The sequence below is a fragment of the Micropruina sp. genome (assembly GCF_047602385.1).
Taxonomy (GTDB): Bacteria; Actinomycetota; Actinomycetes; order Propionibacteriales; family Propionibacteriaceae; genus Micropruina.
Genome location: NZ_JASGHL010000001.1, coordinates 688,622 through 707,022, shown reverse-complemented (window position 1 = coordinate 707,022; position 18,401 = coordinate 688,622). Strand labels below are relative to the sequence as shown.

At 68.4% G+C, this 18,401-nt stretch carries 20 protein-coding genes and 2 pseudogenes; 9 read left to right on the top strand and 13 right to left on the bottom strand.

What is annotated here, in order from left to right:
* Window positions 1–15 precede the first annotated feature (15 nt).
* From QM711_RS03275 to QM711_RS03265, 3 genes are read left to right on the top strand one after another with little or no spacing between them, the layout of a single operon-like run.
* Window positions 16–168, top strand: a complete 153-nt coding sequence (locus QM711_RS03275) for a hypothetical protein (RefSeq protein ID WP_415096276.1) — start codon at window positions 16–18, stop codon at window positions 166–168.
* A 38-nt stretch (window positions 169–206) separates the two neighbouring features.
* Window positions 207–758: a GNAT family N-acetyltransferase gene (locus QM711_RS03270; protein ID WP_415096275.1), complete on the top strand. Its 552-nt coding sequence runs from the start codon at window positions 207–209 to the stop codon at window positions 756–758.
* Complete coding sequence (locus QM711_RS03265; protein WP_415096274.1) at window positions 755–1,369, top strand: M23 family metallopeptidase; 615 nt, start codon at window positions 755–757, stop codon at window positions 1,367–1,369. Before QM711_RS03270 ends, QM711_RS03265 begins: the two co-directional genes overlap by 4 nt.
* Before the next feature lie 25 nt (window positions 1,370–1,394).
* Here QM711_RS03265 and QM711_RS03260 read toward each other — a convergent pair whose 3' ends face one another.
* The 6 genes from QM711_RS03260 to lpdA all read right to left on the bottom strand — a co-directional run bounded on the left by QM711_RS03260 (window position 1,395) and on the right by lpdA (window position 6,847).
* Window positions 1,395–1,823: a PIN domain-containing protein gene (locus QM711_RS03260; RefSeq protein ID WP_415096273.1), complete on the bottom strand. Its 429-nt coding sequence runs from the start codon at window positions 1,821–1,823 to the stop codon at window positions 1,395–1,397.
* The gene (locus tag QM711_RS03255) at window positions 1,820–2,032 is read right to left on the bottom strand and encodes a hypothetical protein (protein WP_415096272.1); all 213 of its coding nucleotides are present in this window, start codon (window positions 2,030–2,032) and stop codon (window positions 1,820–1,822) included. Before QM711_RS03255 ends, QM711_RS03260 begins: the two co-directional genes overlap by 4 nt.
* 216 nt (window positions 2,033–2,248) lie before the next feature.
* Window positions 2,249–3,769, bottom strand: a complete 1,521-nt coding sequence (zwf, locus tag QM711_RS03250; RefSeq protein ID WP_415096271.1) for a glucose-6-phosphate dehydrogenase — start codon at window positions 3,767–3,769, stop codon at window positions 2,249–2,251.
* Window positions 3,770–3,899: 130 nt separating this feature from the next.
* Window positions 3,900–4,361 (bottom strand): VOC family protein, encoded by a 462-nt coding sequence (locus QM711_RS03245; protein ID WP_415096270.1) that lies wholly within the window; start codon window positions 4,359–4,361, stop codon window positions 3,900–3,902.
* Between the two features lie 54 nt (window positions 4,362–4,415).
* Complete coding sequence (locus QM711_RS03240) at window positions 4,416–5,390, bottom strand: hypothetical protein (RefSeq protein WP_415096269.1); 975 nt, start codon at window positions 5,388–5,390, stop codon at window positions 4,416–4,418.
* Between the two features lie 59 nt (window positions 5,391–5,449).
* The gene (gene lpdA / locus QM711_RS03235; protein ID WP_415096268.1) at window positions 5,450–6,847 is read right to left on the bottom strand and encodes a dihydrolipoyl dehydrogenase; all 1,398 of its coding nucleotides are present in this window, start codon (window positions 6,845–6,847) and stop codon (window positions 5,450–5,452) included.
* 115 nt (window positions 6,848–6,962) lie between these two features.
* Here lpdA and QM711_RS03230 point away from each other — a divergent pair, with 115 nt between their 5' ends.
* Window positions 6,963–8,483, top strand: a complete 1,521-nt coding sequence (locus QM711_RS03230) for a helix-turn-helix domain-containing protein (protein ID WP_415096882.1) — start codon at window positions 6,963–6,965, stop codon at window positions 8,481–8,483.
* A gap of 3 nt (window positions 8,484–8,486) precedes the next feature.
* Here the strand turns inward: QM711_RS03230 and pdxY are convergent, their stop codons facing one another.
* Window positions 8,487–9,341: a pyridoxal kinase PdxY gene (pdxY, locus tag QM711_RS03225; RefSeq protein WP_415096267.1), complete on the bottom strand. Its 855-nt coding sequence runs from the start codon at window positions 9,339–9,341 to the stop codon at window positions 8,487–8,489.
* Between the two features lie 60 nt (window positions 9,342–9,401).
* Window positions 9,402–9,707, bottom strand: coding sequence for a GatB/YqeY domain-containing protein (locus QM711_RS03220; RefSeq protein WP_415096266.1), 306 nt, complete (start codon window positions 9,705–9,707; stop codon window positions 9,402–9,404).
* 46 nt (window positions 9,708–9,753) lie between these two features.
* Between QM711_RS03220 and QM711_RS03215 the strand changes: the two genes are divergently transcribed.
* From QM711_RS03215 to QM711_RS03205, 3 genes are all read left to right on the top strand, one after another.
* Window positions 9,754–10,536, top strand: coding sequence for a glycerophosphodiester phosphodiesterase family protein (locus QM711_RS03215; protein WP_415096265.1), 783 nt, complete (start codon window positions 9,754–9,756; stop codon window positions 10,534–10,536).
* Window positions 10,536–11,885 carry an MFS transporter gene (locus QM711_RS03210; protein WP_415096264.1) on the top strand — a complete coding sequence of 450 codons (1,350 nt, stop codon included), beginning with the start codon at window positions 10,536–10,538 and terminating at the stop codon, window positions 11,883–11,885. The genes QM711_RS03215 and QM711_RS03210 overlap by 1 nt, the downstream gene beginning before the upstream one ends.
* A gap of 73 nt (window positions 11,886–11,958) precedes the next feature.
* Window positions 11,959–12,288 (top strand): RNA polymerase-binding protein RbpA, encoded by a 330-nt coding sequence (locus tag QM711_RS03205; RefSeq protein ID WP_415096263.1) that lies wholly within the window; start codon window positions 11,959–11,961, stop codon window positions 12,286–12,288.
* 34 nt (window positions 12,289–12,322) lie between these two features.
* Here the strand turns inward: QM711_RS03205 and QM711_RS03200 are convergent, their stop codons facing one another.
* The 3 genes and pseudogenes from QM711_RS03200 to QM711_RS03190 form a co-directional block, all read right to left on the bottom strand.
* On the bottom strand, window positions 12,323–12,883 hold the full coding sequence (locus QM711_RS03200) for an FxsA family protein (protein ID WP_415096262.1): 561 nt from the start codon (window positions 12,881–12,883) through the stop codon (window positions 12,323–12,325).
* 182 nt (window positions 12,884–13,065) lie between these two features.
* Window positions 13,066–13,843: pseudogene (locus tag QM711_RS03195) on the bottom strand (polyprenol monophosphomannose synthase); the annotation flags it as partial.
* Window positions 13,844–13,887: 44 nt separating this feature from the next.
* Window positions 13,888–14,745: an alpha/beta fold hydrolase gene (locus tag QM711_RS03190; RefSeq protein WP_415096261.1), complete on the bottom strand. Its 858-nt coding sequence runs from the start codon at window positions 14,743–14,745 to the stop codon at window positions 13,888–13,890.
* Window positions 14,746–14,767: 22 nt separating this feature from the next.
* Between QM711_RS03190 and QM711_RS03185 the strand changes: the two are divergent.
* Window positions 14,768–14,968: pseudogene (locus tag QM711_RS03185) on the top strand (TetR family transcriptional regulator); the annotation flags it as partial.
* 381 nt (window positions 14,969–15,349) lie between these two features.
* Here QM711_RS03185 and lnt read toward each other — a convergent pair.
* Both lnt and QM711_RS03175 read right to left on the bottom strand, forming a co-directional pair.
* Window positions 15,350–16,873 carry an apolipoprotein N-acyltransferase gene (gene lnt / locus QM711_RS03180; RefSeq protein ID WP_415096260.1) on the bottom strand — a complete coding sequence of 508 codons (1,524 nt, stop codon included), beginning with the start codon at window positions 16,871–16,873 and terminating at the stop codon, window positions 15,350–15,352.
* A gap of 25 nt (window positions 16,874–16,898) precedes the next feature.
* Window positions 16,899–17,336 carry an Lrp/AsnC family transcriptional regulator gene (locus tag QM711_RS03175; protein WP_415096259.1) on the bottom strand — a complete coding sequence of 146 codons (438 nt, stop codon included), beginning with the start codon at window positions 17,334–17,336 and terminating at the stop codon, window positions 16,899–16,901.
* 25 nt (window positions 17,337–17,361) lie between these two features.
* On the opposite strand from QM711_RS03175, the gene QM711_RS03170 reads away from it, so the two are divergent.
* A complete protein-coding gene (locus tag QM711_RS03170) occupies window positions 17,362–18,276 on the top strand; it encodes a 5'-3' exonuclease (protein WP_415096258.1) in 915 nt (304 codons plus the stop codon).
* Window positions 18,277–18,401: the final 125 nt, after the last annotated feature.

The window sequence follows — 18,401 nt, the reverse complement described above, 5'->3', positions numbered from 1 at the left end:
CGAGAGCAGCGCCAGTTGTTGACCGACGACCTCGGCGTGCGCAGCGTCGCCTTCGCGGACGCCGGCGACCAGAGCAGGACCCTCGCCGAAGCCGACCCGGAAGAGCCGGTGAATCTCGATCATCCCGCTGGCATCGCAGGTAACGGCGGACGACATGGCGCAACGTAACCATCAACCCGGCGCCGCGAACAAGACACAATGCCGCTATGTCGCCCGCGCCCGTGTTGACCGCTTTGGAGACAGCACGCCTGCGGTTGCGCCCTCAGCAGCCCGAGGACGCCGCTGTCGTCCATCAGTTGTGGTGCGAGCGGGATGCCCGGGTCCCGGCGCACCGGCGGATCGACGCCACGGGGCGTCCGAACGTCGACGACATCGCCGCGCACATCCGCGAGCACCGCGACGATCCGACGATGCAGTTGCTCACCGTGTGCCAGCAGGGGAGCGGTGACGTGATCGGCTACTGCGGGCTTCTGCTCACCGAGCACGGCGGCGACGGAGAACCCGAACTCGCCTTCGAACTGCTGCGCGCGGTGCACAATCGCGGCTACGCCACCGAGGCGGGCAGGGCCGTCACAGAATGGACGGACGCCGTAGGTCACCACCGGCTTTGGGCGTCGGTGTGGGACTGGAATCTGGCCTCCCGACGCGTCCTGGAGAAGCTCGGCTTCCGTGATTCCGGCCGGCCTTACCTGCAGACCAGGCATGGGCGCACGCTACTGACGGTCCGCGAGCACGTCCGATCAGGGAGGCTCGGATGACGGGGGTCGATGTCGGCTTTCCGTTCACCGGGCGGTGGCTGGTCCAGAACAGTCCCGCCGACCGGGTGCCGAGCCACGGCACCACCCGGTTCGCCACCTCGTATGCGATCGACTTCGTTCCGGTCGGAGCGGACGGGCGCACGGCGCCGATCACGACGGCGTCACTGTTCCGGCCGGAGCCGGCCGACCGCTTTCCGGGCTTCGGACGTCCGATCGTTGCGCCGGCGGACGGCACCGTGGTGGCCATCCATGACCCCGAGGCCGACCACCCCGCCTACCGAGGCCTGCCGTCGGTCTGGTACGCGTTGACGCAGGCCCGGCGAGCGAGCGGCGGCTGGCTGGCGCTGGCCGGCAACCACGTGCTGATCGAGACGTCCGGCATCGTGCTCGCGCTCTGCCACCTGCAGCAGGGCAGCGTCACGGTCCGGCCGGGTGGGCACGTCCGTCGCGGTGACCTGCTCGGACGGTGCGGAAACTCCGGCAACAGCACCGAACCGCATGTCCACCTGCAGGCGATCAGCACCGCCGACATAGCACGCGCAACGGCCGTCCCGCTCACCTTCGACGGACGGCTGCCGCGCAACGGTGACATCGTCGTGATGCCGAACTGACGCGTCGGTCAACGGCTGAACAAGCTCAGACGTCGTAGGGCAACAGCCGGAAGGCCGCGTCGGACGTCATCGGACTCAGCGCGCGAAAATGGCGTTGATCGAGTGTAAGCAAGATATTCGTGCGATAAGTGGCGGCCAGCACGACATTGGCCGCGTCCGCCACGCCGACGTACTCGGAGCCGAAACGCTGACCAACTTTGACCGCGAGTGCGTGATCCTCAACCCGCCAGGGCGCCAGGTGATAGGCGCCTACCAGTAGATCGTGGTGGAATCGGCCAGCCGCTGCGGACCCCAGCCGAGTAGCCAACATGTAGTCGACTTCGGCGACGACGAACGGCGAAACGATCAGATCCCAGGATCCATCCGACACTAGTCGGGCGAGGGCGGGATGTTCGGCGTAGCCTTCATCGAAGAGCGCCAGAATCGCGCTCGTGTCAACAATGGCGGCAGTCACTGTCCGAAGCCCGAGGCGAGCGCACTGTCGATTTCCTCAGCGCTCAGCGCAGCGGTCGACCTGAATCCGCCGATCGACGGCCTCGGCCGCTCAGCTTGCTCGTCGAGAAGGCGCTCAATTTCCTGGCCCAGGGTCAGTCCGTGAGCAGCGGCACGAGCCTTGAGCCGATCGCGGACGGAGTACGGCACCTTGATCGTGGTTTGGGTCATACCCGCGAGTATACCGGCGGCGCCTGGGGAAGAGCCATGAGGTCCCCGTGTTCACGGTGCGTCGCTTGCCACGCCGGGCGTGCTTGCTGCCGCGGTGGTCGTCTCGATTGAGCCAGCGCACGAAGTTGCGGATGTGCTCTGGTTGCTTGTGCCGCGCATCAGTGTCGTTTCGTTCTGACATAATGTTGCTTATCGGACACATCGCCGAGGAGGGTGTCAGCGGCTCTTCTCACGCCATTGCCGCTCAAATGGCAGCCGCCAGGCGTGCGGTGCGATCAGGTGATGGATCGCGTTCGGCCCCCACGAGCCCGGGGCGTAGAACTTGACCTCCGGTGGGTCGTCCAGCAACGGCATCGAACGCTCCCACAGCGACTCGATGCCCTCGGCCGTGGTGAACAGCGTGTGATCGCCGCGCATCGCGTCCAGGATCAGCCGCTCGTAGGCTTCGAGGACGTCGCCGGCACGCGAGGTCTCCTGGGTCGAGAACTGCATCGAGAGCTTCTCGAGCTTCATCCCGGGACCGGGCCGCTTGCCGTAGAAGGACAGCGACACCTTCGCCTCGTCGGCGAGGTCGAACGTCAGGTGGTCCGGCCCCTGGGTGCCGATGCCGGAGCCTGCGGGGAACATCGACTTGGGAGCCTCCTTGAAGGCGATCGAGATGATCCGCATGCCCTCTTCCATCCTCTTGCCGGTGCGCAGATAGAACGGCACGCCCGCCCAGCGCCAGTTGTCTATTTCGACTTTGAGCGCGATGAAGGTCTCGGTGTCGGATTCGGGGTGCACGCCGTCCTCATCCCGGTAGCCCGAGTACTGGCCGCGCACGACGTTGGAGAGTTGGATCGGCTGAAGTGACCGGAAGACCTTGTTCTTCTCCTCCGAGATGGCCCGCGGCTCGAGCGCCGTCGGCGGCTCCATAGCCACGAACGCCATCACTTGGAACAGGTGGGTGACAACCATGTCCTTATGGGCGCCGGTCGGCTCATAGAACGCCGCGCGGGCGTCGAGTCCGAGTGACTCTGGGATGTCGATCTGGACATGATCGATGAAATTGCGGTTCCAGATCGGCTCGAAAAGGCCGTTGGCGAAACGGAAGGCCAGAATGTTCTGCGCCGCCTCTTTGCCGAGGAAGTGGTCGATGCGGAAGATCTGCTCCTCCTCGAAGGTCTTGTGCACCTCAGCGTTGAGCGCGATCGCTGACTCCAGGTCCTCGCCGAACGGCTTCTCCATGACGACTCTGGACCTGTCGACGAGACCGGCTTGGTCGAGCATGGTGATCACCGCGGTCGCCGCCCTCGGCGGCACGCTGAGGTAATGCAGAAGGCGGACGCCCTCGCCGAGCTCGGCCTCGGCCTCGCGCACCTTCGCCTCCAACGCCGCGGGTCCCGCGCTACTCGGAACGTAGGACAGCAGCGGGGCGAACTGGTCCCACTGCTCCGGCGTCAGCTTGCGGTTGCCGACCAGCTCGATCGAGTCGCGCGCGAACTGGCGGAACTGCTCCTCGCTGAGTTCGTCGAGTGAGGTTCCGATGACTCGAAGGCCCCCGGTGAGCCCGGAGACCGCGAGATACGCCAGACCGCAGAGCAGCTTGCGGCGGGAAAGGTCGCCGGTGGCGCCGAACAACACCACGACGTGGGGTGCGGACTCGGATCGGTCGCGCCGGGGACGTCCTCTACCGCTGGGATAGGCGATCGATTGGGCAGGCAGACTCCGAGTTGGATCGGCGTCGACGTGGGTCATCTGGTCCTCCTGGGGCCGCGGTGGTGCGCTCATCGTCACACCGCGGCCCGCGCCATCGGAATCGCCCCGGACGCCGACACTCATATTGTGTTGAGCTTGTCACCTGCCCGCCATTTCCTCGCGCGACCGGTCAATCCAGGCAGAATTCATTGTCTTCCGGATCGCGCATCACGATGAACCAGTCGCCCAGACCGGGCTGCGGCTCGAACACCTGGACCTTGGCCGCGCCCAGCCCGACCAGCCGCTCACACTCGACCTCGAGTGCAGCCAGCCGCGCCTCGCCCTGTAAGCCGGGCGCGGCCCGGACGTCGAGATGCAGCCGGTTCTTGCTCTGCTTGGGCTCGGGAACCTGCTGGAAGAAGATCCGCGGGCCGCGGCCGCCCGGATCCACCAGCGCCGAACTGGAGTTGCGATTTTCGATCGGCACCTTCATCCGCTCCAGGAACTCGTCCCAGGCGTCCAGCGGGTCCTCGCCCGCAGCCAACTCGACGCCGGGCGGTGCCGGGTGGACGTAGCCCAACGCATCGCGCCAGAAGGTCGACAGTGACTTGGGGTCGTGGCAGTCAAAGGTCACCTGGAACTCGAAGGTCATGCCGGCCAGCGTAGAACACAGTTTCGATTATGACCAGGCCCCAGGACGTGGTCTTCACTCGAACAGGATGTACTCCGGCTGTGGCTTGAGCCGCAGGACCTCGGTCGCGGTCATCAGCCGCTTGCCGGTCTTGACGTCCTCGGAGTAGAACAATTTGAACCCGGCATGGACGTAGGACGGTCGCGTCCGCATCACGCCGCGGAAGGTGGCGATCTTCGCCCCCGGCGAGCCGATGCCGTCCACCGCGTTGATGTAGACCACCTGCGGGTGGGGCTTCAGCTGCTTGGGCTTGGCCACGATGCTGACGTGCAGCTGATGGAACAGCAGCACCTTCTCGGGCAGATTGTGGGCGATCGTCAGTTCGGACAGGTAGCGCGCGACATCGTCGAGCTCCTTGCCGGAGGTGCTGCCGAACACCCGTCCCGGCACTTGGCCCTTTCCGACCGCCCACTCGGGGTCGAGGGCCACGCCCACGTTGGGATATTTGAGCCACTTCTCGAAGTACCTCACCTCGTCGATGAAGTCGGCGCGACCGGGCTGGATGTTGAGCAACAGCAACGCCTTGTGCTTCGTCGCCGCGTCGTGCCAGCGCTTGATCACCGACTCCGGGGCGCGGCTGCGGTACATGCCGTCCCTGCCGGGAGACCCGTGCACGGTGACGGCGATCAGCTCCATCACCGGCAGCAGTTCGCGTCCACCCGTCCAGGCCTTGCCCCGCTGCTCGATCTCGCGCATCCGGCCGTCCAGGTCACCGGTGCCGAGCCGACCCTGGCCGGGCGCGCCAGGGTAGCCGGAGTAGCCGAACAACCGGTAGTGCGGAAACAACTCGCGGCCGCCGCGCGGCAACTCGACGGCCGGACTCGCCGATGGCGACGACGACGGTTCGGTCGGCGAGGCCGACGGTGTCGCACTCCCCTGGCTCGGCGACGCCGAACTGGTCGGTGAGGTCGGCGCGGCCGGTGGCACGCTGCCGCACGCGGTCAGCAACAGGGCAGCAGCCGAAGCGGCGGCACGGCGGTAGGAAGGCATTGACCCATTGTCTGCGCCGGATCCCCGTCGGGCACCCACCCGCCCCGGTGGTTTCCGGATCAGAAGTTGATCATGTGGCCGGCGATGCCCTCCACCGACTCCTTCAAGGTCTCCGACAGGGTCGGGTGGGCGTGAATATTGCGGCCCACCTCTTCGGCGGTCAGGTCCCACATCTGCGCCAGCGTCAGCTCGGGCAGCAGCTCAGTCACATCGGGTCCGATCATGTGGGCGCCGAGGATCTCGTTGTGCTCGGCATCGGCCACCACCTTCACGAAGCCGGTCGCATCGCCAAGGCCGTGCGCCTTGCCATTGGCGGTGAACGGGAATTTGGCCACCTTCACGTCGTAGCCGCGCTCCTTGGCCTGCTCCTCGGTGTAGCCGAACGAACCGATCTGCGGCTGGCAGTAGGTCGCTCGCGGGATCATGTCGTAGTTGATCGGCATGGTCTCGGCCCCGGTGATCGTCTCGGCGGCGACCACGCCCTGGGCCTCCGCGGTGTGCGCCAGCGCCAGCTTCATCGTGACGTCGCCGATCGCGTAGATGCCCGGGACGTTGGTGCGCATGTAGTCGTCGATCTTGATCGCGCCGCGCTCGGTCAGTTCGACGCCCAGCTTCTCCAGGCCGTAGCCCTGGGTGCGCGGGGCGAAGCCGATCGACTGCAGCACCCGGTCGGCCTCGAGCACCCGGCTGTCGCCGCCCTTGGCCGGGCTGACCGTCACCTTGACGCCGGAACCGGTGTCCTCGATGGCCTCGACCTTGGTCGAGGTGAGCACGTCGATGCCGAGCTTCTTGTAGGCCTTGGCCAGCTCGCGGGAGATCTCCGGATCCTCCAGCGGCACCATCCGGTCGAGGAACTCGACGATGGTGACCTTGACCCCGTAGTTGGCGAGTACGTAGGCGAACTCGGTGCCGATCGCGCCCGAGCCGCAGATGATGATGGAGGCCGGCAGATTGTCGGCCAGGATCTGCTCTTCGTAGGTGAAGACGCGAGCGCTGCGCGAGGTGCCGGGAATCATCCGGGTGGTCGAACCGGTGGCGATGATGCAGTTGTCGAAGGTGACCGTCTCGGTGCCGGAGTCGGTCTTCACCTCGATCGTCTTCGCGTCGACGAAGGTGCCCCAGCCGTTGAACTCGGTGATCTTGTTCTTCTTCATCAGGTAGTGGATGCCGCCGACCATGCGGTTCGACACCTCACGGCTGCGCGAGAACGCCTTGCCGAAGTTGAAGGTGACCTCGCCCTCAATGCCGAACAGTTCCTTCTCGTGGGTGAAGATGTGCGCCAGCTCGGCGTTTCGCAGCAACGATTTGGTCGGGATGCAGCCCACGTTGAGGCAGACGCCGCCCCACCACTGCTTCTCGATGATGGCCACTTTCTGGCCAAGCTGTGCGGCGCGGATGGCGGCCACATACCCGCCCGGGCCCGCTCCCAGGACAACGACGTCGAAGTGTGCGCTCATGGGGAGCACCCTAGTGGACGCCATCCACAGTTTTCAGCCCACCGGCGCCACGATGATCACCCTTGTCGCCGACCGGTCGGGATCGGCCGCCGATCGCATGGCCTATGCTTCCCGGGTGGCAGAGCTATCCCCCACCGGCATCGGCTTCCTGATCCGGGACGCCCGTAGGCAGCGCGGACTCTCCCAACAGGAGCTGGCCGCCGAGTTGGGCACCTCGACCGACATCATCGGCGACCTCGAAGCCGGTCAACGGCAACTGTCCGTCGACCTGGTCAACCGGATCGCCGAGGCACTGGAACAGCCCCAGTCGAGCAGCGGCGCGCTGCACCTGCGGATCCGCGGCGAGACCACCCTCAGCGGATCGATCGAGGTCCGGTCGTCCAAGAACGCGGCCGTCGCGCTGCTGTGCGCCTCCCTGCTGAACCGCGGCCGCACCGTGTTGCGTGGCATCGCGCAGATCGAAGAGGTGAACCGGATCCTCGAGGTGTTGACCAGCGTCGGGGTGCGCGCGCTCTGGTCGCCCGATCGCAGCGAACTCGAGCTGATCCGTCCCGAACGGCTCGATCTCAGCAGCATGGACGTCGAGGCCGCCCGCCGGACTCGCTCGATCATCATGTTCCTCGGTCCGCTGCTGCATGAGGAGAAGTTCTTCGAACTCCCCTATGCCGGCGGCTGCAATCTCGGCACCCGAACTGTCACCCCGCACCTGCAGGCGTTGCGGCACTTCGGCCTCGACATCAAGGCCACCGAGGGCTCCTACCACGCCACCGTCAGCCCGATCGACCCGCAGGCGCACCTGTCGATCACTCTCACCGAGCGCGGCGACACGGTCACCGAGAACGTCTTGATGGCGGCCGCCCGGCACCCCGGCGAAACCGTCATCCGCAATGCCAGCAGCAACTACATGGTGCAGGACCTGTGCTTCTTCCTGCGCCAGCTCGGTGTCCAGGTCGACGGCATCGGCTCCACCACCCTGCGGGTCCGCGGCCTGCCGGTGATCGACACCGACATCGCGTTCGCGCCGTCCGAGGACCCGATCGAAGCGATGAGCCTGCTCACCGCCGCCATCGTGACCGGCTCCGAGCTCACCGTCCAGCGGTGCCCGATCGAGTTCCTGGAGATCGAGCTCGAGATCCTGGCCGAGATGGGTCAGTCGCTGGACTTGTCGCCCGAGTACCCGGCGGAGAACGGCAACACCCGGCTGGTCGACATCACCGTGCACCCATCGGAGTTGCACGCCAGTGCGGACAAGATCCATCCGATGCCGTTCCCGGGGCTGAACATCGACAACCTGCCGTTCTTCGCCGTCATCGCGGCGGTGGCGCAGGGTCGCACGATGATCCACGACTGGGTGTACGAGAACCGGGCGATCCACCTGGTGGAGCTCACCAAGCTGGGCGCCAACGTCCAACTGCTCGATCCGCACCGGATCATCGTCACCGGCCCCACCCGGTGGCGCGGCCAGGAGGTCATCTCTCCCCCGGCGCTACGGCCGGCGGTCTGTCTGCTGCTGGCCGCCCTCGCGGCCCGTGGCACCAGCGTGCTGCGCGACGTCTACGTGATCAACCGCGGCTACGAGGACCTGCCCAACCGGCTCAACACCCTCGGCGCCCACATCGAGGTCTTCCGGGACTGAGCCTCAGCGCACCTGGTGGACGTCGAAGTGGTAGGTCGGGGTGACGATCTCGTCCTGGGCGGCCACCAGCTGCAACTCGGGCAGCCCGGAGTCCGCGGTCTGCTTCAGCACCGAGTAGACGATGTCGGCGGTCGCGCCGACGGCCTGGGACGCCGACTGGGTGCGTAGCCAGTGCGCCAGGAACATCGCCGCGGTCAGGTCGCCGGAGCCGGTGAAGGTGCGGTCCAGCCGCGGGGTGGTCACCTGCCAGGCGCCCTCCCCGGTCACCGCCAGCATGGTCAGCGAGTCGTCCTCGGTGGCGTCGGTCACCACCGACGTGACCAGTACGGTCTCCGGGCCCACGGAGCGCAGTGCATGCGCGGCGTCCAGCACCTGATCAAGGGTGCGGGTCTCGCGGCCGGTGAGGAAGTCCAGCTCGAAATGGTTGGGGGTGACGATCTGCGCCTTGGGGACGACCCGGTCGCGCATGAACTCGGGGATCCCGGGCCGGACGAAGAAGCCGCGGCCGACGTCGCCCATCACCGGATCGCAGCAGTAGATCGCCCGCGGGCTGCGTTCCTTGACCAGCTCCACCGCATCGAGCACCACGGCGCCGACCGCTTCGGCCCCCTGGTAGCCCGAGAGCACGGCGTCCACCCTGGGCAGCACGCCGCGGTCATCGATCCCCTGGACGACCTCGGCGACGTCCTCGGCGGCCAGCAGCGGGCCGCGCCACTCGCCGTACCCGGTGTGGTTGGAGAAGTGCACGGTCAGCACCGGCCAGACCTCGATGCCGGAGCGCATCAGCGGGAATGTGGCCGCGCTGTTGCCGACATGGCCGTAGGCGACCGAGGACTGGATGGAGAGGATTGTTGTCACGAGGCCCTATTGTGTCGCAGACAGTCGTACGGCGGAAACACTCTCAGATTGCCCTCAGTCTCAGCACAGGAACGCGTCCAGCGCCGCCGCCTCGGCCTCCAGCCGGCTGGCCCGGTCGTGCTCGCCCCGGCCGCGGTACTCCGCCGCCGCGGCCAACCGCTCATCACGCTCGGCGCTGACGATCTCCAGGCTGTGCTCCTCGTCGAGTTCTGGGCGTCCGGGCTCGGTCGTGCCGACCGCCTCGGCGTTCTCGATCGCGGCCAGCGTCGACCTGATCGCGTCGCGCGCCGGTGTGTCGCGCGCATTCATCGCTCCCGGCAGCGCGTCCCGCAGGGCCTGACGGATGGGTGCAGAAGTCTCCGACATGTCCCGATTATGGCCCTGGTCGCCGCCGGTCGCCCATACTGAGCCCGTGCAGGCCGGCGACTACCGCTACTTCGACACGCGCTTCGCCGCGATGGCGCACCGGGGCGGCTACCTGACCGACGCCGACCGCCCCCGCGAGAACACCATGTACGCCTTCCGCCGGGCGGTCGAGCGTGGCTACCGCTACCTGGAGACCGACGCCCATGCCTCCGCCGACGGCGTGCTGTTCTCCTTCCACGACCACACCCTGGACCGGGTCACCGACGCCACCGGTGTCCCGGAACAACTGCCCTGGGACGCCCTGCGCGAAGTCCGCGTCGCCGGACTCGACCCGATCCCCAGTTTCGACGAGCTGTTCGAGACGCTGCCCCAGGCGAGGTTCAACATCGACCTCAAGGTGCCGCAGGCGATCGCCCCGCTGGTCCGGGCGATCGATGCCCACAACGCCCACGACCGGGTCTGCGTCGGCTCCTTCTCGTCGGCCCGGATCCGGGCGTTCCGGCGACTGGCTCAGGGACGCGTCGCGACCGCGGTCGGTCCGCTCGGCGTCGCCTGGCAGGCCTACGCCCCGCTCGGACGCCGGATCGCCCGCTCACCGGGGGTGGTGTTGCAGATCCCGGCCCGCGCCTGGCGCGACCGGGTTCCGGTGCTCACCAGGGGACTGATCCGGACGGCGCACGCCGCCGGCCGCGCCGTCCAGGTCTGGACCGTCAACGACCGCGCCGAGATGGAGCGACTCCTCGACCTGGGGGTGGACGGCCTGGTCAGCGACCGGATCGAATTGCTTGCCGAGGTCTTGGCCGAGCGCGGCCTGTGGGAAGGGAACTGATGCGCAGCACCGGACAGCAGCGGGCCTGGTACTGGTACGACTGGGCCAACTCGGCCTACGTGACCACCACCTCCACGGTGATCCTGGGCCCCTACCTGACCAGCCTGGCCACCAATGCGGCCTGCCCCGACCTGGCGGCCGGTGCTGTCTGCACCACCCCGGTGTCGTTGTTCGGCATCGGGGTGCTGCCGGGTGCGGTGCACCCGTTCCTGGTCACCATCTCGACCATTCTCACCACGATCGCGCTGCTGCTGATCGGCGTCATCGCCGACCGTTCCCGGCATCCGCAGTGGTGGCTGGGCGGCCTGGCCTGGGTGGGCGCTGCCGCGGCATCGGCGATGTTCCTGCTCAGCGGCACCAACTGGCAGCTGGGTGCGGTGCTGATGATCGTGGCGAATCTTTGCATCGGGTCGTCCCAGGTGATCTACGACGGCATCCTGGTGCGGATCGCGTCCCCCGACGACCGCGATCGGGTCTCCAGCCGGGGCTGGGCGCTGGGCTACCTGGGCGGCGGGCTGCTGCTGGCGCTGAACCTGGTGGTGATGACCGCCTACGAGCCGCTCGGCATCAGCTACGGCATGGCGATCCGGCTCAGCCTGCTGTCGGCCGGGCTGTGGTGGGGGCTGTTCACCATCATCCCGGTGCTGGGGCTACGGGCGCTGCCGCCCCGTGCTCTGGCGGACGTCGCCGACTCCCCCGCCGCGCGACGCAACCCGCTGCGCCAGTTGGCCGACACCTTCATCGACCTGCGGCGTTATCCGCAGACGATGCTGTTCCTGCTCGCCTACCTGTTCTTCAACGACGGCATCCAGACGGTGATCGGACAGTCCAGCCTCTACGCGCAACTCGAGTTGGGCATGTCCACCTCGAACGTGATGATCACCTTCCTGCTCACCCAGTTCGTCGCCTTCGGCGGTGCCCTGTTGTTCGGACGCGTCGCGGCCCGGCTGGGCGCCAAGCGGACCGTGCTGATCGGCATCGCGATCTGGTTCGGGGTGGTCTCGGTCGCCTTCTTCCTGCCCGCCGGAGTCTTCGGTGCACTGCTGGCGCTGGGCGCCGCGATCGGGCTGGTGATGGGCGGCACCCAGGCGTTGAGCCGGTCGATGTATTCCCAGCTGGTGCCCAAGGGACGCGAGTCGGAGTACTTCAGCTTCTATCAGGCGATGGAGCGCGGGACCAGTTGGCTGGGCACGCTGAGCTTCGCGCTGGTCTTCCAGTTCAGCCAGTCCTATCGCCTGGCCATCCTCACCTTGGTGCTGTTCTTCCTTGTCGGGGGCATATTGCTGAGCCGGGTCGATATGCGCCGGGGAATTCAGCAGGCAGGGAACGAGTTGCCCAAAGTCTTGTGAAGCGCTTGGGGTGACCCGGTAGCGTGGAGGCGGTCGGGCCGCTCGCCGGGTCGCCCGGCCGGAGGGAGAAGTTATGGCTGAGCGATCATTGCGCGGGTCGGGTCTGGGCTCGAAGAGCTTCGCCGACGGCGCCGGCGTCGAGTTCGCCGCCCGTCAGGAGACCGGCTTCGACTGCCCCAAGGGTCACCACTTCAGCGTCACCTTCGCCGAAGAGGCCGATCTGCCGACCGAGTGGGAGTGCCCCCGGTGCGGCGCGGTTGCGCGCCGTTCGGACGGCGTCGAACCCGAGGTCAAAGAGGTCAAGCCGCCACGCACCCACTGGGACATGCTCCGCGAGCGCCGCTCCATCGAGGAGCTGGAGGAGCTGCTCGCCGAACGGCTGGGCGAGATTCGCGGAAACTGACGCCGTGACGTACTGATCACCAGCGGTGCTCGGGTTAGGGTTCGATCTCGCCCTTGATGACGGTGGGATCGGACGCCTGGCCCGGCGGGTTCGGCGCGCTATCGCGAAGTGGTTGGTCGGGTACGGTCTCACCGCGAATCACCGTGTCGCCCTCCATCTTCGCCCGCATCACCTTCAGGTCGATCCCGGAGCGGGCCGCTCGCCGCGTGATGAACAGCCCCAGCAGGCCGCGGGCCAGCGGACGGGTGAAGGGCAGCAGGAAGATCAGCCCGAAGACATCGGTGAAGAACCCGGGCAGCATCACCAGGACGCCGCCGACCACGATCAGCGCCGGGTCGAGCAGTTCACCGCCGGGCAGACGTCCGGAGGCGACCGACTCGTTGAGTGCCCGCCAGGCCTTGGCGCCCTCGCGGCGCATCAGCCAGCCGCCGAGAAGCGCCTGCAGCACCAGGATGCCGATCGTGGGCAGGACCCCGATCAGCTGACCGACACTGACCAGCAGCCAGACCTCGATGATCGGGACGGTCAGGAAGAACAGCAGCACCAGCGGGGCGAGCCAGGGCCGCCGGCCGCGCACGGGCTGCGGGGTGGTCATTTGCCGGCGTCCGGCTTGTCGTCGGTGAGCTTCGTCGATTCGCGACGGATCGTGCTGCTCAGCTCGGCCACCGCGGCGCTGGCCCGCTGGGCGTACTTCTCGACCTCGGGGCCGAGTCGTTCGGCGGCGTCCGCGGCCAGCTTGCTCACCTCGTGGCTCAGCCGCTGCGCCTCGGCGACCACCTTCTCGGTGACCTCGCCGGCCACCTTTGGGGCCTCATCGCGAGCGAACCCCAGCCACTGTTTCGCCTGCTGGCTGCGGTGCTTCAGGCCCCAGCGGGTGGTCAGCAGCATTGCCTCGACAGCGATGCCCCCGCTCATCTTGGAGTCGCCGCGTTCGCGCTCGATGAACTCGATCGGGACCTCCGTGACGCGGAAGCCGCGCTCGATCGCCCGCCGGGCGAGGTCGATCTGGAAGGCGTACCCGGCCGACTCGATGGTGTCCAGGTCGATCCCGCGCAGGGTGTCGGCGCGGAACGCGGAGAAGCCCCCGGTGACATCGCGGACCGGCACGCCCAGCATCATCCGCGACCACAGTGAACCGCCGACCGAGATCGCCTTGCGATGCCAGGGCCAGTTCTTCACCGAACCGCCCTTCACCCAGCGCGAACCCTTCACCATGTCGGCGTCCTTGAGTGCACGCAGCATGCTGGGCAGCTGCTCCGGTTGGTGGGAACCGTCGGCGTCGTGCTCGACCAGGACGCCGTAGCCGCGCTCGAGTCCCCAGGCGAAGCCGGCCAGGTAGGTCGCACCCAGCCCTTCCTTGGCCACCCGGTGCAGGACGTGCACCTGGTCGTCGCCGGCCACCAGATCGTCGGCGATCCGGCCGGTGCCGTCCGGGGAGTTGTCGTCCGCGATCAGCACGTCGGCGTCCGGCACCGCGGTCCGCAGCCGTTGCACGATCGGGATGATGTTTCTCGGCCTCGTTGTAGGTGGGAATGATGACGAGCACCTTGCCCAGTTCGGCCCACTCGGGGGACGGGGTGGCGTTGCTCGCGGTTTCAGTCACGGGTTCTCCTGGTTCGATACAGAGGCTCCATTCTGCCGCACCCAGAAACGGTCCAGCTCTGCGGCGAGCTCGGCGGGTCGCTCCAAAGGAACCAGGGTGCGGGCGCCGGCGATGGTGACCGCTCGGGCGTCCGGGACGGCTGCGGCCGCGCGTCGGGCGTCTTCGGGCGACCAGTCCCCGCGGTCGTCGCCGGCCACGAACAGGGTCGGCACGCCGATCCGGGGCAGGGCCGCGCTGACGTCCACCCGGTCGACGATGAACGAACGCAGCGCCAGCGAGAGGCTGCGCCGGGTCGGGCGCGCCAGGCTGGCCCGGACCACACCGGCGATCCGCGGGTCGGCAGCCGAGGCATCGGTGAGCAATGCCCCGAAGATGGCACTCCGCACCGGTCCGACCGGCCCGAAAGTGCGCAGCAGTGGTCCGAGCAGCGCGACCTGGCGGCGCAGCGCCGCCGGGACCGGCTCGGGCGGTGCGCTGATCGCCACGAAACTGCGCAACACCCTGGGCTGACTAGCTAGTTCGTAGCCGACATGGCCGCCGAAGGCGTTGCCCACCCAGTCCACCGGGCCGGCGTCCAGGCCCAGCGACGGCAGCTGCTCGAGCAGATCGGACGCCGCCGCGGCCGCCTCGGCGATGCTGCTGCGCCGGGTGAGGGGCTCGCTGCGGCCCAGGCCCGGTCCGTCCACCAGCACCAAGGTGCGGCCGGTGATCAGCTCTGCCAGGTCGTCCCAGGTGTGGCTGTCGACGAACATCGACGGCCAGAGCACGGTCACCGGTCCCTCCCCCAGTACCCGGACGGCCAGCCGGCCCAGCCGGGTCGGGACGAGGTGATCTCGTTGCGCGGTAGCGGACACGGTCGCTCCATTTCGAGTTAGCATGACTGACATGAATAAGCGACGGTACCGCATGACAGAGCGCGCCGCCACCGTGGAACGGACGACGGACCGCATCCTCGACGCGGCGCTGCGGCATTACGCCGTCACGCCCTACGTCGATCTCCGCCTGGACGACCTGGCCGCCGACGCCGAGGTCACGGTGCAGACCCTGGTCCGCCGGTTCGGCGGGAAGGCCGGGCTGATCGTCGCGCTGGTCGAACGCGAACTCGGCCGGCTCGCCGCTGCTCGTGCCGCCAGTCGCGGCGCCGCCGTGCCCGAGCTGCTGGGCGAACTGGTGGCCCACTACGAACGGTATGGCGATCTGATCCTGAAGCTGTACGGCGAGGCACCGCTGGTCCCGGGCCTCGCCGAACGCGCCGCCGAGGCGCGCGCTTTCCATGTCGACTGGTGTCGGCAGCGGTTCGGCGCGCTGGTGGCCCCGGCGTCCGGACCGGAGACGGACCGCCGGATCGCTGCCGCCGTGGCGGTGTGTGACGCGACCACCTGGCGCATCCTGCGCCGGGACGGCAAACTCGAACCCGCTGAGGTCGAACTCACCCTGCGGGAACTGCTGGCCGCCGCCCTAGGCGCGCCGCCGGACCCGCACGAGAACGCCGGCCAGGGTGAGCGCGGTCACCGCGATGATCACCGTTTCCAGGACCCCGGAGAATCGGACGGCCGGCGTCTCGCCGGCGCGCAGCGGCAGCTCGACCACGCCGGAGGCGGGCTGGAACTCGGGCACGGTGAAGGCGACACTGCCGTCCGGGCGGATCAGCCCTGAGGTGCCGGTGGTGGTGACCACCAGGATCTCGCGGCGCAGTTCGGCGGCGCGGGCTCGGGTGATGGTGAACTGCTGCGCGACCTGGCGGGTGCCGACGTACATCGCGTTGCTGCTCTGCACCACGTTGAGCTGCGCTCCCCCGCGAACCGTGTCGTGCACGGTGGAGTCGTAGGCCAACTCGTAGCAGATGATGTCGCCGACCTGGATGGTCCGCCCGGGCAGGTCCACCGGCAGCACGCCGGGTCCGGTGCCGGGGATCGACTGGGCGCCCACGTAACTCACCACCGGAAACAGCGGCTCGAGGAACGACCGCAGCGGCACCCACTCACCGAACGGCACCAGATTGCGTTTGTCGTAGCGGGCGCCCGGCCCGAGGCCCGGGTACCAGACGATGGCGGACGTCTGTCGCTGGTAGGCCGCCGGGTTCTCGGTGATGGTGCCGATCATTATCGGGACGCCGACCGCACCGACCGCGGTGCCCACCGCGGCACCGGTCTGGACGTCCCGGAAGGGATCCATGTCGGTGCCGTTCTCCGGCCAGACCACGAAGTCCGGCTTGGGCAGGTTGCCCGCGGCGACCTTGGCGGCCAGTCGCTGGGTCTCGGCGAGGTGGTTGTAGGTCAGGGTGCGGGGGGCTCCGAGGCCGTAGATGCCGCCGCCCGGCGCGTTGCCCTGTACGTATCCGACCCGCACGCTGCCCTGCTCGACGCCGGCCGGCACCAGCAGCCCGCCCAGTCCGCTGGCCAGCACCGCGAGCGCGGCCAGCGCACCGAGCAGGCGACGCCGCCCGGTCTCGGCGAGAACCGCCCAGGCCAGCAGCTGAGCGACCAGGGCGAGCGCGAACCCGGCACCGGGGACACCGACCAGCGGCAGCAGGCCGGCCAGCGGCGAATCGACGGTGGTGTACCCGAGCCGCAGCCAGGGGAAGCCACCGAACGGCACGTTGCCGATCAGGTACTCGATCGAGACCCAGCAGCCGGCCGCCAGCACCGGCCAGAACCGGACCCGTCCGGCCAGCCGCAGCAGGACGCCCAGCAGCGCCAGGTAGCAGGCCTCCAGCGCGGCGAGCCCGACCATTGCCCCGACGAAGATCACGCTCATCCAGGTGATGCCGGTCAGGTACCAGGCCAGTCCGAAACAGAACCCGGTGCCCGCGGCCTGCCACCAGCTCGGCGCGGGCAGTGCGAGCAGGGTCAGTGCGGCCACGGCCACGATGAGAACCGGCCACCAGCCGGTGGGAGCGAAACCGAGGGTTGCCGTGGCGCCGGCCAGAACCGCCAGCGAACTACGTGCCCACCACGGCAGTGCGCGCAGGCGGTCGGTCACGAGCCGCAATGCTACCCAGTGGGCACTACAGCACGGCGCGGCCGCGGAACGGCACCGAGAGCACCAGGGTGGTGTGGGTGGAGGCGCCGGCGGCGAGCCGGATCTGGCCGAGCAGGGTCTCCAGCGCGGCCGGGGTCTCGACCTGCACGATCAAGATGTAGCTGGCGTCGCCGGCCACCGAGTAGCAGGACACCACATTGGGCAGTGGGGCGAGGCGCTCGGGAATCTGCTCGTCGGTGGCCGGGTCGGTGCCGTTGAGCGCGATGAAGGCGGTGAGGGCGAGACCGAGCGCCTCGGCACTGAGTTCGGCCCGGTAGCCGGTGATCAGGCCGCGTTGCTCCAGCCTGCGGACCCGCTGCTGCGCCGCCGAGGTCGACAGGCCGGTTTCGCGTCCGATGTCGGTGTAGGACATCCGGCCATCCTTCGACAGCAGCGCGAGAATCTGGCGGTCCGTGCTCTCCATGGGCTAATCGTGTCACGATATGCGGATGGAACCGGCATTTTTGCAGCTTTACGACACCGCTTCGCTGTATTTCCGGGCTTTTTTCGGTCTGCCCACCTCGTTGCGCGCGGCCGACGGACAGCCGGTCAACGCCGTCCGGGGGCTGCTCGACTTCATGGCCCGGTTCATCACCGACTACCGGCCCACCCACGCCGCCGCCTGCTGGGACAACGACTGGCGTCCGGCGTGGCGGGTCGACCTGGTGCCCAGCTACAAGGCGCATCGCGTGCTGTCCGGCACGGTCGAGGTGGTGCCGGACGAGCTCAGTCCACAGGTGCCACTGATCCGCGCGGTGCTGGACGCGCTGGGCATCCCGATCGTCGGCGCGGACGGCTACGAGGCCGACGATGTGATCGGCACCCTGGCCTCCACCGCGTCCGGCCCGGTGGACGTGATCACCGGCGACCGGGACCTGTTCCAGTTGATCGACGACAGCCGCCAGATCCGGGTGCTGTCGGTGGTGAAGGGCGTGCGCAACCATGAGCGGGTGACCGACGAGGCCTTGCGGCAGCGCTACGGCATCGACGGCGCCGGCTATGCCGACTTCGCCACCCTGCGCGGCGACGCCTCGGACGGCCTGCCCGGGGTGGCCGGGATCGGTGAGAAGACCGCTGCCCGGCTGATCGCCGACTACGGCGATCTGGAAGGGGTCCTGGGGGCGGCGTCGGCGAAGCGGCTCTCCCCCGCACTCACCAACCGGCTGGCGGCCGGCGTCGACTACCTCGCCGGGGCCCGCGAGGTGGTCCGGGTGCGCCGCGACCTGCCGCTGGGACTCGGCCCGGACGACCTGCTGCTGCCCACCGAGCCGGTGCAGCCGGAACTCTTCGCAGAACTGGCCGAGTTGCTTAGTCTGGGCGGCCCCGCGGAGCGCATCGTTGCCGCTCTCGCGCTCAATCGGTGACTCACTCGTGTCGCCTACCGCTGTTTCCGGAGTCGGGTTAGGCTGGGGCCGTCCTCAGCCGATGGAGGGTTGCCATGAGCAGTCTGCGCGCACGCGTCGAACCGCTCGCCGGCGTCCGGATAGCC

Excerpts from the sequence above, each read along its gene's own strand:
- QM711_RS03245 (WP_415096270.1), bottom strand. The coding sequence starts at position 4,361 with ATGACCTTCGAGTTCCAGGTGACCTTTGACTGCCACGACCCCAAGTCA.
- QM711_RS03220 (WP_415096266.1), bottom strand. The coding sequence starts at position 9,707 with ATGTCGGAGACTTCTGCACCCATCCGTCAGGCCCTGCGGGACGCGCTG.
- QM711_RS03200 (WP_415096262.1), bottom strand. The coding sequence starts at position 12,883 with ATGACCACCCCGCAGCCCGTGCGCGGCCGGCGGCCCTGGCTCGCCCCG.
- QM711_RS03210 (WP_415096264.1), top strand. The coding sequence starts at position 10,536 with ATGCGCAGCACCGGACAGCAGCGGGCCTGGTACTGGTACGACTGGGCC.
- zwf (WP_415096271.1), bottom strand. The coding sequence starts at position 3,769 with ATGACCCACGTCGACGCCGATCCAACTCGGAGTCTGCCTGCCCAATCG.
- QM711_RS03170 (WP_415096258.1), top strand. The coding sequence starts at position 17,362 with ATGGAACCGGCATTTTTGCAGCTTTACGACACCGCTTCGCTGTATTTC.
- QM711_RS03175 (WP_415096259.1), bottom strand. The coding sequence starts at position 17,336 with ATGGAGAGCACGGACCGCCAGATTCTCGCGCTGCTGTCGAAGGATGGC.
- QM711_RS03265 (WP_415096274.1), top strand. The coding sequence starts at position 755 with ATGACGGGGGTCGATGTCGGCTTTCCGTTCACCGGGCGGTGGCTGGTC.
- QM711_RS03270 (WP_415096275.1), top strand. The coding sequence starts at position 207 with ATGTCGCCCGCGCCCGTGTTGACCGCTTTGGAGACAGCACGCCTGCGG.
- lpdA (WP_415096268.1), bottom strand. The coding sequence starts at position 6,847 with ATGAGCGCACACTTCGACGTCGTTGTCCTGGGAGCGGGCCCGGGCGGG.
- QM711_RS03240 (WP_415096269.1), bottom strand. The coding sequence starts at position 5,390 with ATGCCTTCCTACCGCCGTGCCGCCGCTTCGGCTGCTGCCCTGTTGCTG.
- QM711_RS03205 (WP_415096263.1), top strand. The coding sequence starts at position 11,959 with ATGGCTGAGCGATCATTGCGCGGGTCGGGTCTGGGCTCGAAGAGCTTC.
- QM711_RS03255 (WP_415096272.1), bottom strand. The coding sequence starts at position 2,032 with ATGACCCAAACCACGATCAAGGTGCCGTACTCCGTCCGCGATCGGCTC.